Consider the following 15,377-nt stretch of genomic DNA (forward strand, 5'->3'; position numbering starts at 1 on the left):
AAGTTTTTTGAAACAACCAAGCATGTATTTTATTAAATTAAAATAAAAATAAATTTAAAAGAGATTGTATCAAATTATAACTTTCTATTTGAAGAAAGATATTTGCTTGTTGAAAAAACTACAAATATATGATTTGAAGCAATCTCTTTAGTTTTTGGAGGTGGAAAATGAAAGTTTTCAATCAATTAGTAATAATTTTAAGTATATGGGTTATAGGAGAGTATATAAGTTCCTTTATACAAGGAATTATACTTATTCCTGGGAGTATCGTTGGGATGTTATTATTATTTTTACTACTACAATTTAAAGTATTAGATTTAAGTAGTATAGAAAATATAAGTGGATTTTTCCTTGATAATATGGCTGTATTCTTTATACCAGCGGGTGTATCACTCATAAAATCATTAGACCTAATAAGGGAAAATGTACTAGTGCTTTTATTAGTCATATGTTTAAGCACACTAATAGTGATGTATGCTACTGGAATTATAGTAGAAAAGATGATAAAAAAGAAGGAAGAAGGACAAAAAGATGTATAATGTATTACAAACGCCAGTGTTTGGCATAATAGTAACAATAGTATTTTTTAATTTAGGGAGATATATCCAACGAAAAACAAACAATCCTATATGTAATCCCATGTTAATTGCAATCGTAGGAATAATAGTGTTTTTAAGCATAACTAAAATTCCTTATGAGAACTACAAGATAGGAGCAGATAGTATAAATTTCTTTCTAGGTCCTGTTACAGTAGTACTTGCAGTTCCACTTTATAAGCAATTTGAATTATTTAAAAAGTATATGGTTGAAATTATTGTAGGTATAGGTTGTGGTATAGTAATTTCTTTTATATCTGTATTGATAATTGGTAGGATAGCTAATTCAGATGTAAGTATTATAAACTCTTTGATTCCAAAATCTATAACAACACCAATGGGAATATCTTTAGCAAATTCTTTAAATGGTGTAGAGTCAATAACAGTTGTGGCTATAATTTTTACAGGTATCTTTGGTGGAATGCTTGCTTCTACAGTATTTAAACTTGGAAATATAAATCATCCAGTTGCTAAAGGGATTGCACTTGGAACGTCTGCACATGCTCTAGGGACTACAAAAGCTTTTGAACTTGGAGAAGTGGAAGGAGCTATGAGTGGTGTTTCTATTGGGGTATCTGGTACAATTACAGTAATATTAATTCCAATTATAATGAATTTTATATAAAAATAAGATTAAAATTAGTATTGTGGATACTTAAAACAAAATAAAATAAAAAAAATTTAAAATAAAAATTGAATGAAAAAAATGCAAATAATGAAATAAAAAAATCATATACTGAAATTATAAAAACAAAAATTTCATTTACCAATTAATTATGAACAGATAATTACTAAATTTGAATTTGCTAAGATAAGATAAATTACTGTAAAAAGAGATATTTAGAAAAAAATACTATAAATTTACTATATTGCAAGTTAAATAATAAGTAGTATCATATTGTGCTAGAAGAATTTTCATTTAAAGCATAAATGAGATGATTTGAACGTTTTTACAGATTAAAATATAAAAAATTGCACTAGACATATATGAAAAAGATACTATAATAGATGATGTAATAGATGACAGTTCAAGAAATTGTATAAAAAATTTATTTGAAATATTATCTATTACATCAGGAATAATATAATATATGTAAAGATAAGTTTTTAAAATTCTAAAGATTTAGAAAGATTGAAGGGAGAAAGAAATGAGTGAAGTTAAGAATACCCTACAAAAACATCCAGTTTTAAGATATTTAACAATGCTATTTGGGATGTTGATGACATCTATAGGTATAAATGGGTTCTTAAGACCAGCACATCTGCTTAGTGGAGGTGCTACAGGTATAGCAACATCTATAAACTATTTGACAAATATAAATGTGGGTCTATTAACATTTTTAATCAATATCCCAATATTTATTTTAGGGTTCATATACCTTGAAAAAGAGTTTTGTATTTCAAGTTTAGTAAATATGATTGTATTTTCATTATTATTAGGTGCAACTCAGGAAATAAGTCAGATTATACCTATACATGATATATTACTTCAAAGTGTATATGGTGGTATACTATCGGGTTTAGGTGTTGGGATTGTATTTAGAACTAGGTCTTCCCAAGGTGGTACAGACATAATAGCTGCAATACTAAAAATTAAGAAGAACATAGAAATGAAAGATACTGCTTTAGCGATAAATGGATTAATAGTACTTACAGGAAGTTTCTTATTTGGATTAGATTTAGCATTATATACTCTTATAGGTTTATTTCTAAATGCGTATTCAATGAGTTTTATTAAAGATGCAATGAATTATCAAAAATCTGTCATGGTAATGTCAAATGAAGTCGATTTAATAGCAGAAGACATAATGAAGAGTTTAGTTAGAGGTGTAACTTTTTTAGATGCAGAAGGTGCATATACTCATCAAAAAAAGAAAATTATATATACAATAGTTTCATCAAATGAGATACCAAAGATAAAAGATATAGCTTTGAAGTATGATAAAAAAGCTTTTATATCTGTAAATGATGTCACAGAGGTAAAAGGAAGAGGATTTAAAGCAAAAGATTTATAGAAAATTTTACAGGCTGAGAGATATAATATAAATTTATATATTATAGCTCTCAGCTTATTTAAATTTAATATGTGGAACATAAAGCTTTTATTAATGATTTGTGTATCACTTTAAAAGATGCTATTTTAAAATTAAAATTGAAAAAATTACTTAATGTGTAGAAAACATGACCACTATTAGGATATAATAAATTTAATGGATTTAGTAAAATATCTAGTAATAACGTTGGAGGAATGGCATTATGAATTTATCTAAAGAATATGTTAATTTGTATGATAATTATTTGAAATATATAAATGAAGTAAATAAAGAGATTAAAAGTATAAAGAACATGAAGAAACGTGTTTTAAAAAAGGGAGATTTTGCTCCAGAAAATGAAGTGTTAGAATTAGAAGGAAAAACAATTCGTGATATAGATGATGTCGATACAAAGAAACCAAAAAATAAAATATATAAATTTTCAAATGGAGATATATATGTAGGCAAATTTTTAGAGGGAAAGATGGAAGGTCAAGGCTCATATACTTTTTTTGTAGATGAAGGAACAGAGATGGAGTACATAGGAGAGTTCAAACAAGATAAAAAAAGTGGAAAAGGAAGCTTTATATTTTCAAATGGGAATGAATATATAGGTAATTTTGAGGAAGATACGATGAATGGTGTTGGAAATATGCTCTATAATAGTAAAGATGAGTATATTGGAACTTGGAAAAATGGTAAGAAAGATGGAAAAGGTATTTATAAGTGGAGTGATGGATGTATATATGCAGGCGAATTTAAAGGTGGAAAAATGGAAGGCTATGGTATTTGTTACAATAGTGAAGGTGAAATACTTTATGAAGGAGATTGGAAGAACAATTTGGTTCATGGTAAGGGGACTTATATATGGGAAAAAGGTAAGAAATATGTAGGTGAATTTATGCATGGGAAAAAACATGGGCAAGGAACTTTTTATCTAAATAATGAATTGGTTTATGAAGGTACTTGGAAATTTGATAAACCATCCATTTTTGATAGAACATTAGATGAAATATTTTCTTTAAGACTGTAGCTTTATCTATTAGTAGGTAAAGCTTTTTTATAATACTTACTAAATACAAATAGGTATTAATACTATTAATTAGTATATATTATCAATATTAGTGCAATAAATGTAATATTAAAAAGTTTTTGTTTAATTTTATGAAGGAGGGATATATTGAAGAAATTAATTGCTTTAGTGTTAGTAGTACTTATTGTTTTATTTTATAGTCCTGAACTATTAGAAGAAGTATATGATATAAAAGACAAAATTTCTCAAAGTGAAATATGGAATGAATTTTTAGACAAGATAAATATAAATGGTAATTCTGACAAAGAAAAAAAAGAAAAGAATCAAAATTTACAATTAAATAATGCTGAAAATGAAAATTTAGGAGAATCAGATATAAAGAATTTCGAAAAAATAACTTTAGGAGAAAATTTAAATCAAGTTTTTTCAAATATTGGCAAACCTGGTAGAATTGATACTAGTGAATATGGTTTTGATTGGTATGTATATAATCAGTATGGAAAAGAATTTGCAATGGTTGGTGTTGAAAATAATGAAGTAGTGGCACTTTACAGTAACTCTATGAATTCATGTGAAAATCAAGATATAAAAATAAATCAAGATAGACAAACAGTAAGAACTAAGATTACACCATTAAAATATAAGAGAAAAGGAAATACTAGATATATAATAAACTCAGAAAATCAATATGATATAATAAATAAAGAAGGCAAGTATATTACAATTTTCTACGATATTCATGAAAAAAATAGAGTTTGTTCGTATTTAATAATTGATAAAACGACTGAAGATGAGTTTAAAGGATTATATCCAGAAGATAGAGAAGAACTCAAAAAATGTTTTGAACTTGAAGTTATAGACCTTGTAAATAGTGTTAGAAATCAAAGGAGTTTAAACTCATTGAGATACAGTGAACAGGCTACATTAAGTTCAAGAAAACATAGTAAAGATATGAGAGATAATAATTTTTTTGACCATATAAATAAGAACGATGAAACTCCATTTGATAGAATGAAAAGAGAAGGAATAGTATATACCTCAGCTGGGGAAAACATAGCAGCAGGACAAATTAATGCAATATATGCACATGAAGCTTGGATGAATTCTGAAGGTCATAGAAAAAATATTTTGGGGAATTATAATAATATTGGAGTTGGAGTAATATTTGGAGGAAGCTATAAAACATATTACACTCAAAATTTTTATAAATAACTAAACTATTTGAAAGGAAGTCTAAAAATGACACCATGGAAGAAAAGGACAACATATAAGTGTATAGTAGCAATAGCTTTGTTTTGCGGAATAATACTAATATCTAATTTTAGTAAAGTTTCTGCTTTGATGACAGATACTAATGGAAATGTTTTAATTAAACATGGTTCAAGAGAAAAAAAATTAATAGCAATTACCTTTGATGATGGACCACATCCAAAAGAAACTAGCCAAGTTTTAGATGTATTAAAGAAGTATAATGTAAAAGCTACTTTTTTTATAGCTGGTAAACATGCACAATGGTATAAAGAGCCATTAGTCAGAGCAAGTAAAGAAGGTCATGAGATAGGTAATCATACTTTTAATCATCCTGATATAAGTAATTTAAATTCTAATCAGATAGAAGAGGAGATTGTTAAGTGTGAAGATATTTTGAAAAAGGTGACTGGAAAGAAACCTACATTATTTAGACCACCATTTGGAAGTTATAGAGAAAAAGATTTAATAGAAATTGCAAAAAAGCATGACTATAAAGTTGTCTTATGGACAGGCGTAGATGTGAAGGATTGGAAAAATCCAGGTGCTAATAGTATTGCAGATAAAATAATTAATAAAGTACAAAATGGAGATATAATACTTTTACATGATTATGCAACCAATGATACAGTTAAAGCTTTAGATATGTTTATCCCAAAAATGATAGAAAAAGGTTTTAAATTTGTAACGGTTTCTGAGTTAATAAAATAATTTTTAGGGGGGGAGATTTATAGTATGATTTTAATGATAGACAATTATGATTCTTTTGTGTATAACCTAGTACAATATATAGAAGAATTAGGGGAAATAGTCGTAGTAAAGAGAAATAATGAAATCAAAATAAGTGATATTGAAAAACTTAATCCAGAGTTAATTGTGTTATCTCCTGGGCCATGTTCTCCAAAAGAAGCTGGTATTTGTATAGATATTGTTAACTATTTTAAAGGGAAAAAGCCTATACTAGGAATTTGTTTGGGTCACCAAACTATTGGACATGTTTTTGGAGGGGATATTATAAAGGCACAACAACCTGTACATGGAAAAGTGCATAGTATAAACCATATTAATAAAGGTGTTTTTAGTGGGCTTAAAAATCCTTTGAATGTCACTAGGTATCATTCATTAATAATTGACTCTAATAAAGTTCCTGAAGAACTAGAAGTTACAGCAACTACTGATAAAGGTGAAATAATGGGAATTAGACATAAGAAATACTTAATAGAAGGAGTACAATTTCATCCAGAAGCTATTTTATCAGAATATGGTCATGAGATGCTGAAAAACTTTATAACAGAAGCTAGAGAAAGGATACATATGTAATATGATAAGAGAGATAAACACTAAACTTAATTCTTTTGAGATATTTACTATTTTTAGAAACGAACATGACAGTTTTATATTAGACAGTGCTATGGATAAAGAAAAATTGGGAAGATATTCTTTTATAAGTAGCCAGCCATTTAAGGTATTAAAATATAAGGATACTGACGAAAATCCATTAGAAATTTTAAAAGAAGAACTAAATAAATATAGAGTTACAAATGATACTAACCTTCCATTTATAGGAGGGGCTGTAGGATATTTGTCTTATGATTTAGGTAATTATATGGAAGAATTACCTAGAAGTGCTGTAGATGATATTGGGATGCCTGATATATATTTTGGATTTTATAATCATGTAATAGTTGTAGACCATCTTATGGAAAAAACTTACATAGCTACTCCAGATATAGATATAAAATTAGAAGAAAAGATAATTGATGACATAGAACAAAAAATATTAAAAGAAGAAGAAAAAGGTATAGATGATATATGCTATCAAGAAAAAGAAGTTAAACCTATAAGACTTAAATCTAATTTTACAAAGAAAGAATTTAAAAATGCAGTTCAAAATGTTAGAGAGTACATAAGACAAGGGGATATATATCAAGCTAACTTGACACAAAGGTTTAGTGGAGAAACAGAGCTTACAAGCTTTGAACTATATAGAGATTTAAGAAGATTTAGTCCAGCACCATTTGGAGCATTTTTAAACTTTGAAGATGTACATATATTATCAAATTCTCCAGAAAGATTTATAAGATGCACTAATAAGAAAATAGAAGCTAGACCAATAAAAGGTACTCGCCCAAGAGGTAAAGATACGGAAGAAGATTTAAAGCTTCAACAAGAACTTAAAAATAGTGAAAAAGATAGGGCTGAACTACTTATGATAGTGGATTTAGAAAGAAATGATATTGGTAGAATATCTAAAACTGGGAGTGTAAAAGTTCCAGAACTATTTGTAATTGAACCATATGCAAATGTAAACCACTTGGTCTCAACAGTTGTAGGTGAATTAAAAGACAATAAGGATGTTACTGATATAATAAAAGCTACTTTTCCAGGTGGTTCTATAACAGGAGCACCCAAGATTAGAGCAATGGAAATCATAGATGAATTGGAACCAACACAAAGAAACGTATATACTGGTTCAATAGGGTATATAGGTTTTAATGGTGATATGGATTTTAATATAGCTATTAGAACAATAATAAAAGATGATAAAAAAGTTTATTTCCAAGTTGGAGGAGGAATGACTTGGGACTCTGACCCAGATGAAGAATATCAAGAAACAATTGATAAAGCAAAATCTATAATGAAGGCTTTGAGGGGATATTATGAAGAATAATGTAGGTTTTGATAGTAGTCTAAGCAAATTTGGAATTGGTTTATTTGAAACTATTAAAGTTGAAAATGGCATACCAATAGATTTAAATATCCATATAGAAAGGATGCTTAATTCGATAAGATGCCTAGACTTAGATATAAAGTATGAAAAAGACTTCTTGATAGATGAAATTAATACATATATAAAAAAAGAAACTATTATTGATAAAGCACTTAGAATTACTGTTTTTGATGAGGGATACAATATATCTATTAGAGACATTCCATATAATCAAGAAACATATGAAAAGGGGTTTAGATTAACTGTATCGCCAATCGTTAGAGGTGATAGTTTGATTCATAGACATAAGACTACAAATTATTTTGAAAATATATATACCAAAAATGTTGCCAATAAAAATGGTTATAATGACGGTATATTTGTAAACTCAGCTGGTGTAATCTTAGAGTGTTCTATGAGTAATATATTTTTTATAAAAGGAGAAAGAGTGTATACTCCTAGTGGTAAATTATCAATATTAAATGGAATAATAAAAAAGAGGATTATAAATATTTGTGACGAATTATATATAGAGTTGTTAGAAAATGAAATTAATATATCAGAAATTGGCATTTTTGATTTTGTTTTTGTCACAAATAGTCTTATGGGAGCTATGAAAGTTATAGAAATTGACAAAATAAAATTTGATGAAGAAAATATTATTTTTGATAAAATATTAGAGTTCTTAAAATAAATTAAAATATTAACAATTTGTTGGAGATAAAAAATGATAAGTTGTATTTATAAAGTATATAGTGAAGAGATAACAAAGATAATAGAAAATCCAAATACTTCAGCAGTATTTTTGGTTGGTTCTAGTAAAGACTTAGATTTTACTCTTCATGATGTAGAAATAAATGATATTGATGTATTCGTTTTTGTAAAAAAAGGGGAAAAACAAGAGCGAGTACTGTTTGAAAAAAAGGGAATAGAATTTGACATAAACTATTTTTCAAAAGATGGTGTGAAAAAATTATTATCAGATAGAGAGTATTTTTTTATTAAAGAGATGAAAGACGCCAAAGTCCTATTTGATGAGGAGAATATATCAAAGACTATAAAAGATATAAGTAGAGATATTTACTTAAAGGGTCCTAATAAAATGTCACTAGAAGAAAAGTCCTTTTTAAAACAAGATATTGGAGGGAAAATATCAAATTTAAAAAATAAAGAAAGATTTAATGTTTTTGAATATCATTTTTTGACGAATTTATATTTAAAAGATATAATAATTGGGTACTTTAATATAAATGATAATTGGGTACCAAAAGATAAAAAATTACTAAAAGTTTTGAAAGAAGAAAATAATGAACTTTTTGAACTAGTATCAATGGTAAGTGAAAATTATGACTATCAAAAACTTTTAGATGTTTATAATTATATTTTTAAAGAAATTGAGACAAAAGAGATTATAAAACTAATCTTTTAGTCGCAAATCAATGGGGGGAGTTTAAATGAATAAAGTTGATAAAGAAAAGATACAACATGCAGTGAGAGAAATATTAGAGGCAATTGGAGAAGACCCAGATAGAGAAGGTTTAATCGAGACTCCAAATAGGGTTGCTAGAATGTATGAAGAGATATTTTCTGGTCTTGGTGAAGAACCAAGAGACCATTTAAAAGTCCTTTTTGCAGATGAAAAACATGAGGAATTAGTATTGGTAAAAGATATTCCATTTTATTCATGCTGTGAACATCACTTAGTTCCTTTTTTTGGAAAAGCTCATATTGCTTATTTACCAAAAGGAGGAAGACTGACAGGTCTTTCTAAACTTGCTAGAGTAATAGATACGTTGGCCAAAAGACCACAATTACAAGAAAGAATTACTAAAAATGCTGCAGATATAATAATGGAAGAGTTACAACCTTATGGTGTTTTAGTTGTAGTGGAAGCAGAGCATATGTGCATGACGATGAGGGGTGTAAAAAAGCCAGGTTCAAAAACTGTTACATCAGCAGTAAGAGGTATATTTGAAAAGGACATTGCATCTAGAGCTGAGGCTATGAGTCTGATTACTATGAAGTAGTAGCCGTTTCATATAATCATTTATTGAGATATAAAATTTAATCTAAGGGAGTGTCAGTAATTGTGTTTGATTATGGTAAAAGAACTTATATAATGGGAATATTAAATGTAACTCCAGATAGTTTCTCAGATGGAGGAGATTTTAATAACTTAGATATAGCAATAAAACATGCAAAAGATATGGTTGACCAAGGTGCTGATATAATAGATCTAGGAGGAGAATCTACACGTCCAGGTCATAGTTATGTAGACTCAGATGAAGAACTAAGAAGAGTAATCCCTGTAATAAAAAAACTTAAACAAGAATTAGATATACCAATATCAATAGATACTTATAAGGCAGATGTTGCAGAAGAAGCACTAAAATTAGGTGTCACTATGGTAAATGATGTTTGGGGTCTTAGAAAAGATAAAAATATGGCTTCTGTAATAGGTAAATATGATGCAGAAGTGTGTATAATGCATAATCAAGATGGGACAAACTATAACAAAGATATAATGGAGTCAATAAAAGACTTTTTTGAAGAAAGCATAGAAATGGCAATTAGCTGTGGAGTAAAAAAAGAAAAAATAGTACTTGACCCAGGAATAGGATTTGGTAAGGATTTTGAACAAAATATTGAAGTATTAAGAAGGCTAAGTGAATTGAAAGACTTAGGATATCCTATTTTACTTGGAACATCTAGAAAATCGGTAATAGGAAAAGTACTTCCAGTTGAACCAAAAAAAAGGTTGGAAGGTACAATAGCTACTACTGTGCTTGGTATAAGAGATGGTGTAGATATAGTTAGGGTACATGATGTTTATGAAAACCTAATGGCAGCTAAAATGACTGATGCAATATATAGAAAGTAGGTGTGATATAATGGATAAAATATTACTTAGTAATCTAGGATTCTATGGATATCATGGTGTGCTTAAAGAAGAAAATTTTCTAGGTCAGAAATTTTTTATCGACATGGAGCTTTATGTTGACTCAAAAGAAGCTGGACTTAGTGATGATATAAATAAATCTGTAAACTATGCTGAAGTTTACAGTGTTGTTAAGGATATTACTGAAAATAAACAATTTAATCTTTTGGAGGCTTTGGCAGAGAACATTGCTGGAGAGGTCTTAAACAAATTTATGCTTATAAATGGAGTTATGGTTAGGGTCAGAAAGCCTGAAGCTCCTGTAAATGGAATTTATGACTATTTTGGTGTCGAGATAAGGAGAACAAGAGATGAATAAGGCTTATTTGGGAATAGGTACTAATGTAGGTGATAGATTTAATAATTTGTCAGTGGCATGTGAGCTTTTAAGAAAGAGTGATTCTATATATAAAGTAAAAGAATCAAAGTTATATGAAACAAAACCATGGGGATATACAGAACAAGCAGATTTTCTAAATATGTGCGTAGAAATAGAAACAGAGTTTGAACCGTATGAGCTGTTAGAATATTGTCAAGGAATAGAGAAAGAGCTACACAGAGAGAGAATAGTACACTGGGGTCCAAGAACTATAGATGTAGATATACTATTTTTTAATGATGTAGTATCCACTGATGAAAAACTACTAATACCTCATCCAAGGATTCAAGACAGAGCTTTCGTTTTGATACCACTTATGGATTTAAATGAAGAACTTCTAATAAATGAAAAATCAATAAAAGAACATTTAAACCTCCTATCTGCTGAAGAAAGAGAAGAAGTAAAGGAGCTTGTAGGTTATGAAAGAAAACCTATTTAATGGTAATTCAAAAATAGAGATAAGTACAAATAATAAAGAAATAGTTGTAAAAAAGGACAAACTTATAATAGCTGGACCATGTGCAATAGAGAGTTATGAGCAACTTTTAATGACTGCTAAATTTGTAAAAAGTCATGGTGCAAATATTTTAAGGGGTGGAGCATATAAGCCAAGAACATCGCCAAACTCATTTCAAGGATTAAAAAAAGAAGGTCTTGAAATATTAAAAGCAGTTAAAAAAGAGGTTGGTATAGCTGTTATTACAGAGCTTATGGATGTAAGAGATATGGATGAACTGTACAGTATAAGTGATATAATTCAAATTGGCTCAAGAAATATGCAAAACTTTACACTTTTAAGTGAAGTAGGAAAACAAAACAAACCTATTATGTTAAAAAGAGGAATAGCATCAACAATTACTGAATGGATAGGCGCTGCAGAATATATAGCAATAGAAGGAAATAGTAATATTATAATGTGTGAGAGAGGTATAAGAACATATAATGATTATACTAGAAATACATTAGATTTAGCTGCTGTACCAATTATTCAAAAAGAAACAGGTCTTCCTGTTGTGGTAGACCCAAGTCATGCTACTGGAATTAGATACTTGATAAAACCTATGTCAATGGCATCACTTGCATGTGGAGCTGATGGAATAATGGTAGAAGTGCATCCTGACCCAGAAAATGCTCTATCAGATGGTACTCAATCTCTTTGTTTTAATGAGTTTGAAGATTTAATGAAATCAATTAATAATTATTAAAAGAGGCAAGAGCCTCTTTTTTATTCGTAATGGTTATTGAGATGAATTTATAAGTTATATGGAATTTAATAGTTAGACCATTTGATATAAATAAAGACTTAATATTGATATAATTAATATAAAAAATAAAAATTTTTTGATTAATAAGAAGGATATCAATAAAAAAAGTCGAATTCTGTATATTGAGTGATTGACAAATTTAGAATATAGTGTAGAATAGAAATGTTAACACAAAAAATTACACCAGAAGGTGATAATATGAATGATATAAAAGACATTATTGAAGAAATAAAGGCTAGATGCGATATAGCAAGTATAATATCTGAATATATGAATATAAAACAATCTGGAGCCAATTATAAAGGATTATGTCCATTTCATGGTGAAAAGACACCATCTTTCTATATAAATACATCAAAACAAATTTATAAATGTTTTGGATGTGGAGAAGGTGGAGATGTGATAAATTTTGTCATGAAAATGGAAAATTTAGATTTTATGGATGCTGTAAAAATTTTAGCGAATAAATGCGGTATAGAAATTAACACTAACATGAATGAAGAGACTAGGATTAAAATAGAAAAATCCAAAAAATTTCAAGATATTCACACAGAAGCAGCTAGATTTTATCTTTCAAACTTGTTGGGAAGTAAGAATCTTGGGTATGAATATTTAAGAATAAGAGGACTAGATGATAAAATTATTAAGAAATTTGGTTTAGGATTTTCTTTGGATTCATGGAATTCACTTATGAACACTCTAATCAGCAAAGGATATAAAAAGCAAGATTTGTTGGAGTGCGGTCTAATTGCAAAAAACAGAGATGGAACTAATTGCTATGATAAATTTAGAAATAGAGTTATGTTTCCTATATTCGACTATAGAGGAAATATAATAGGATTTGGGGGAAGAGTATTAGATGATTCTTTACCAAAATACTTAAATTCTCCAGACACAATAATTTTTAATAAAAAACAGAACTTATATGGATTAAACTTTGCTAGAAAGAATTTAGAGAGTAAAACTATAGTCTTAGTTGAAGGATATATGGATTTAATTTCGCTTTATCAGTATGGTATAAGAAATGTAGTAGCAACCCTTGGAACAGCCTTGACTGAACAACAAGGTATTTTAATAAAGAGATATGCGGACACTGCTATTATATCTTATGATTCTGATGAACCAGGAATAAAAGCGACTTTAAGAGCTATAGATATACTTACTAAATTAGGTATTAATGTAAAAGTGTTGGATTTAAAAGATGCGAAAGACCCAGATGAATTTGTAAGAAAATATGGACTTAATGATTATAGAAAAGCTATGGATGTTTCTACTCACTACATAAAATATAAAATAGATCATCTTAAAAAAGAATTTAATATTCAAAAAGATGAAGAACGAGTGAAGTTCGCAAAAGAAGCTTCTAAAATTATAAAACAATTGACAAGTCCTGTTGAAATTGATTTTTATACAAAGTATTTAAGCAATCAAATAGATATTAATGTCGAGTCTATAAAGAGAGAAGTATATGGTAAAAATTATAATAAGCCATATAATAACAAAAATCAAAAGAAAGCAGAAGAAAAAATAATTGAAAAAGTCGAAGTCAGACAAGATGGAAAACAATTAGTTGAAGAGACTCTAATAAAAATAATGTTAGAAGATAAAAAAATTAGAGAAATAGCGTTACTAAAAGTAGAAGAAAGTGATTTTTTACTGAAAGAAAGTAAAGAAATTTTAAATTACATGATTAAAAATCAAGAATTGGACAAAATAACTATTGACAAATTGAAAAGTTTAAACATATCCGAAGAATACTTAAAAGAATTAAATTCAATTTCTTTGAATAGTATAAACTTAGAGAACACAAAAGAAATAGAAGGAATAATAACAAATATCCGAAAAAATTCATTAGAAGAACAAATTAACAGCTTGTTGAGAGAACAACAAGAATTAGAAAATAATAATGATATGAAAGAGGTAGATGGTAGAGTTATGGAAATCGCTTTAAAAATAGTTGATATAAATAAAATTTTAAAGAGCTTGTAGAGAAAGGAGGTTTGAGTGTGGAAAATAAATCGAATAAAAAAGAGTTAAAAAAAGTCACTGCTAAGACATTAATAGAAAAAGGAAAAAAGCAAGGTTCATTAACACTTGCAGAGATAATGGAAGCTTTTTCGGAGACTGAACTTGATAAGGACCAAGTAGAAAATCTTTATGAGACTTTAGGTAATCTGGGAATAGAAATAACAGAAACAAAAAACTATAAAGCTGATATAGATTTTTCGGCTACTGATGATGATTTGAGTATAAGCAACCTAGATGAAGATACAGAAGCAATTTCACATGAAGACTCTTCTGCAATAGAAATAGAAACTGTGGATTTATCTTTACCAAAAGGGATAAGTATAGATGACCCTGTTAGAATGTACTTAAAAGAAATAGGAAAAATTCCTCTACTTAAACCACATGAGGAAGTAGAATTTGCTAGGAGAATGCACGAAGGTGATGAGATAGCCAAACAAAGATTAGTTGAGGCAAACTTAAGATTGGTTGTAAGTATAGCAAAAAGATATGTTGGAAGAGGTATGCTTTTCTTAGATTTAATACAAGAGGGAAATTTAGGTCTTATAAAAGCAGTCGAAAAATTTGACTATACAAAAGGATATAAGTTTAGTACTTATGCAACATGGTGGATAAGACAAGCCATAACACGTGCCATCGCAGACCAAGCTAGAACTATAAGAATACCAGTTCACATGGTAGAGACTATAAATAAGCTAATAAGGGTATCAAGACAACTACTTCAAGAGCTTGGAAGGGACCCAAAACCAGAAGAAATTGCAAAAGAAATGGAAATGACAGAAGATAAAGTAAGGGAAATAATGAAAATAGCTCAGGACCCAGTATCTTTAGAAACTCCAATAGGAGAAGAAGAGGATAGCCATTTAGGCGACTTTATTCCAGATGATGATGCTCCAGCCCCAGCAGAGGCAGCAGCATATTCTTTACTAAAAGAACAAATAGAAGATGTACTTGGCTCATTAAATGATAGAGAGCAAAAAGTATTAAAACTTAGATTTGGTCTTGAAGATGGTAGGGCTAGAACTCTTGAAGAAGTTGGAAAAGAGTTCGATGTAACTAGAGAAAGAATAAGACAGATAGAAGCAAAAGCACTAAGAAAATTAAGACATCCAAGTAGATCAAAAAAACTTAGAGATTATTTAGATTAAAA

At 28.5% G+C, this 15,377-nt stretch carries 17 protein-coding genes; all 17 read left to right on the forward strand.

Going from position 1 to position 15,377, the window contains the following annotated elements:
- Positions 1-167 precede the first annotated feature (167 nt).
- Positions 168-539 (forward strand): CidA/LrgA family protein, encoded by a 372-nt coding sequence (locus tag ACTG45_RS07495; protein WP_479920094.1) that lies wholly within the window; start codon positions 168-170, stop codon positions 537-539.
- Entirely contained in the window at positions 532-1,221 is a 690-nt protein-coding gene (locus tag ACTG45_RS07500; RefSeq protein WP_044213158.1) for an LrgB family protein, read from the forward strand. The genes ACTG45_RS07495 and ACTG45_RS07500 overlap by 8 nt, the downstream gene beginning before the upstream one ends.
- Before the next feature lie 523 nt (positions 1,222-1,744).
- On the forward strand, positions 1,745-2,611 hold the full coding sequence (locus ACTG45_RS07505) for a YitT family protein (RefSeq protein ID WP_479920095.1): 867 nt from the start codon (positions 1,745-1,747) through the stop codon (positions 2,609-2,611).
- A gap of 241 nt (positions 2,612-2,852) precedes the next feature.
- Positions 2,853-3,662, forward strand: coding sequence for an MORN repeat-containing protein (locus tag ACTG45_RS07510; protein ID WP_021384171.1), 810 nt, complete (start codon positions 2,853-2,855; stop codon positions 3,660-3,662).
- 147 nt (positions 3,663-3,809) lie between these two features.
- Positions 3,810-4,874, forward strand: coding sequence for a CAP domain-containing protein (locus ACTG45_RS07515; RefSeq protein WP_479920096.1), 1,065 nt, complete (start codon positions 3,810-3,812; stop codon positions 4,872-4,874).
- Positions 4,875-4,901: 27 nt separating this feature from the next.
- On the forward strand, positions 4,902-5,621 hold the full coding sequence (locus ACTG45_RS07520; protein ID WP_021384191.1) for a polysaccharide deacetylase family protein: 720 nt from the start codon (positions 4,902-4,904) through the stop codon (positions 5,619-5,621).
- A 24-nt stretch (positions 5,622-5,645) separates the two neighbouring features.
- Positions 5,646-6,230: an anthranilate synthase component II gene (locus ACTG45_RS07525; protein ID WP_479918506.1), complete on the forward strand. Its 585-nt coding sequence runs from the start codon at positions 5,646-5,648 to the stop codon at positions 6,228-6,230.
- Between the two features lies 1 nt (position 6,231).
- Positions 6,232-7,581, forward strand: coding sequence for an aminodeoxychorismate synthase component I (gene pabB / locus ACTG45_RS07530; protein ID WP_479920097.1), 1,350 nt, complete (start codon positions 6,232-6,234; stop codon positions 7,579-7,581).
- The gene (locus ACTG45_RS07535; RefSeq protein WP_479920098.1) at positions 7,571-8,314 is read left to right on the forward strand and encodes an aminotransferase class IV; all 744 of its coding nucleotides are present in this window, start codon (positions 7,571-7,573) and stop codon (positions 8,312-8,314) included. Before pabB ends, ACTG45_RS07535 begins: the two co-directional genes overlap by 11 nt.
- A 33-nt stretch (positions 8,315-8,347) precedes the next feature.
- Positions 8,348-9,049 carry a hypothetical protein gene (locus ACTG45_RS07540; protein WP_021384176.1) on the forward strand — a complete coding sequence of 234 codons (702 nt, stop codon included), beginning with the start codon at positions 8,348-8,350 and terminating at the stop codon, positions 9,047-9,049.
- A 25-nt stretch (positions 9,050-9,074) separates the two neighbouring features.
- On the forward strand, positions 9,075-9,647 hold the full coding sequence (gene folE / locus ACTG45_RS07545; RefSeq protein ID WP_021384210.1) for a GTP cyclohydrolase I FolE: 573 nt from the start codon (positions 9,075-9,077) through the stop codon (positions 9,645-9,647).
- Positions 9,648-9,709: 62 nt separating this feature from the next.
- On the forward strand, positions 9,710-10,501 hold the full coding sequence (folP, locus tag ACTG45_RS07550; RefSeq protein ID WP_479918509.1) for a dihydropteroate synthase: 792 nt from the start codon (positions 9,710-9,712) through the stop codon (positions 10,499-10,501).
- Positions 10,502-10,511: 10 nt separating this feature from the next.
- Positions 10,512-10,877, forward strand: coding sequence for a dihydroneopterin aldolase (gene folB, locus ACTG45_RS07555; protein ID WP_021384220.1), 366 nt, complete (start codon positions 10,512-10,514; stop codon positions 10,875-10,877).
- Complete coding sequence (gene folK, locus ACTG45_RS07560) at positions 10,870-11,376, forward strand: 2-amino-4-hydroxy-6-hydroxymethyldihydropteridine diphosphokinase (protein WP_021384225.1); 507 nt, start codon at positions 10,870-10,872, stop codon at positions 11,374-11,376. Before folB ends, folK begins: the two co-directional genes overlap by 8 nt.
- On the forward strand, positions 11,357-12,142 hold the full coding sequence (aroF, locus tag ACTG45_RS07565; protein WP_479920099.1) for a 3-deoxy-7-phosphoheptulonate synthase: 786 nt from the start codon (positions 11,357-11,359) through the stop codon (positions 12,140-12,142). The genes folK and aroF overlap by 20 nt, the downstream gene beginning before the upstream one ends.
- Before the next feature lie 258 nt (positions 12,143-12,400).
- Positions 12,401-14,191, forward strand: a complete 1,791-nt coding sequence (gene dnaG / locus ACTG45_RS07570; RefSeq protein WP_044213161.1) for a DNA primase — start codon at positions 12,401-12,403, stop codon at positions 14,189-14,191.
- Between the two features lie 17 nt (positions 14,192-14,208).
- On the forward strand, positions 14,209-15,375 hold the full coding sequence (gene rpoD, locus ACTG45_RS07575; RefSeq protein ID WP_021384218.1) for an RNA polymerase sigma factor RpoD: 1,167 nt from the start codon (positions 14,209-14,211) through the stop codon (positions 15,373-15,375).
- Positions 15,376-15,377: the final 2 nt, after the last annotated feature.

The sequence above is a fragment of the Clostridioides sp. LIBA-7602 genome (assembly GCF_056688945.1).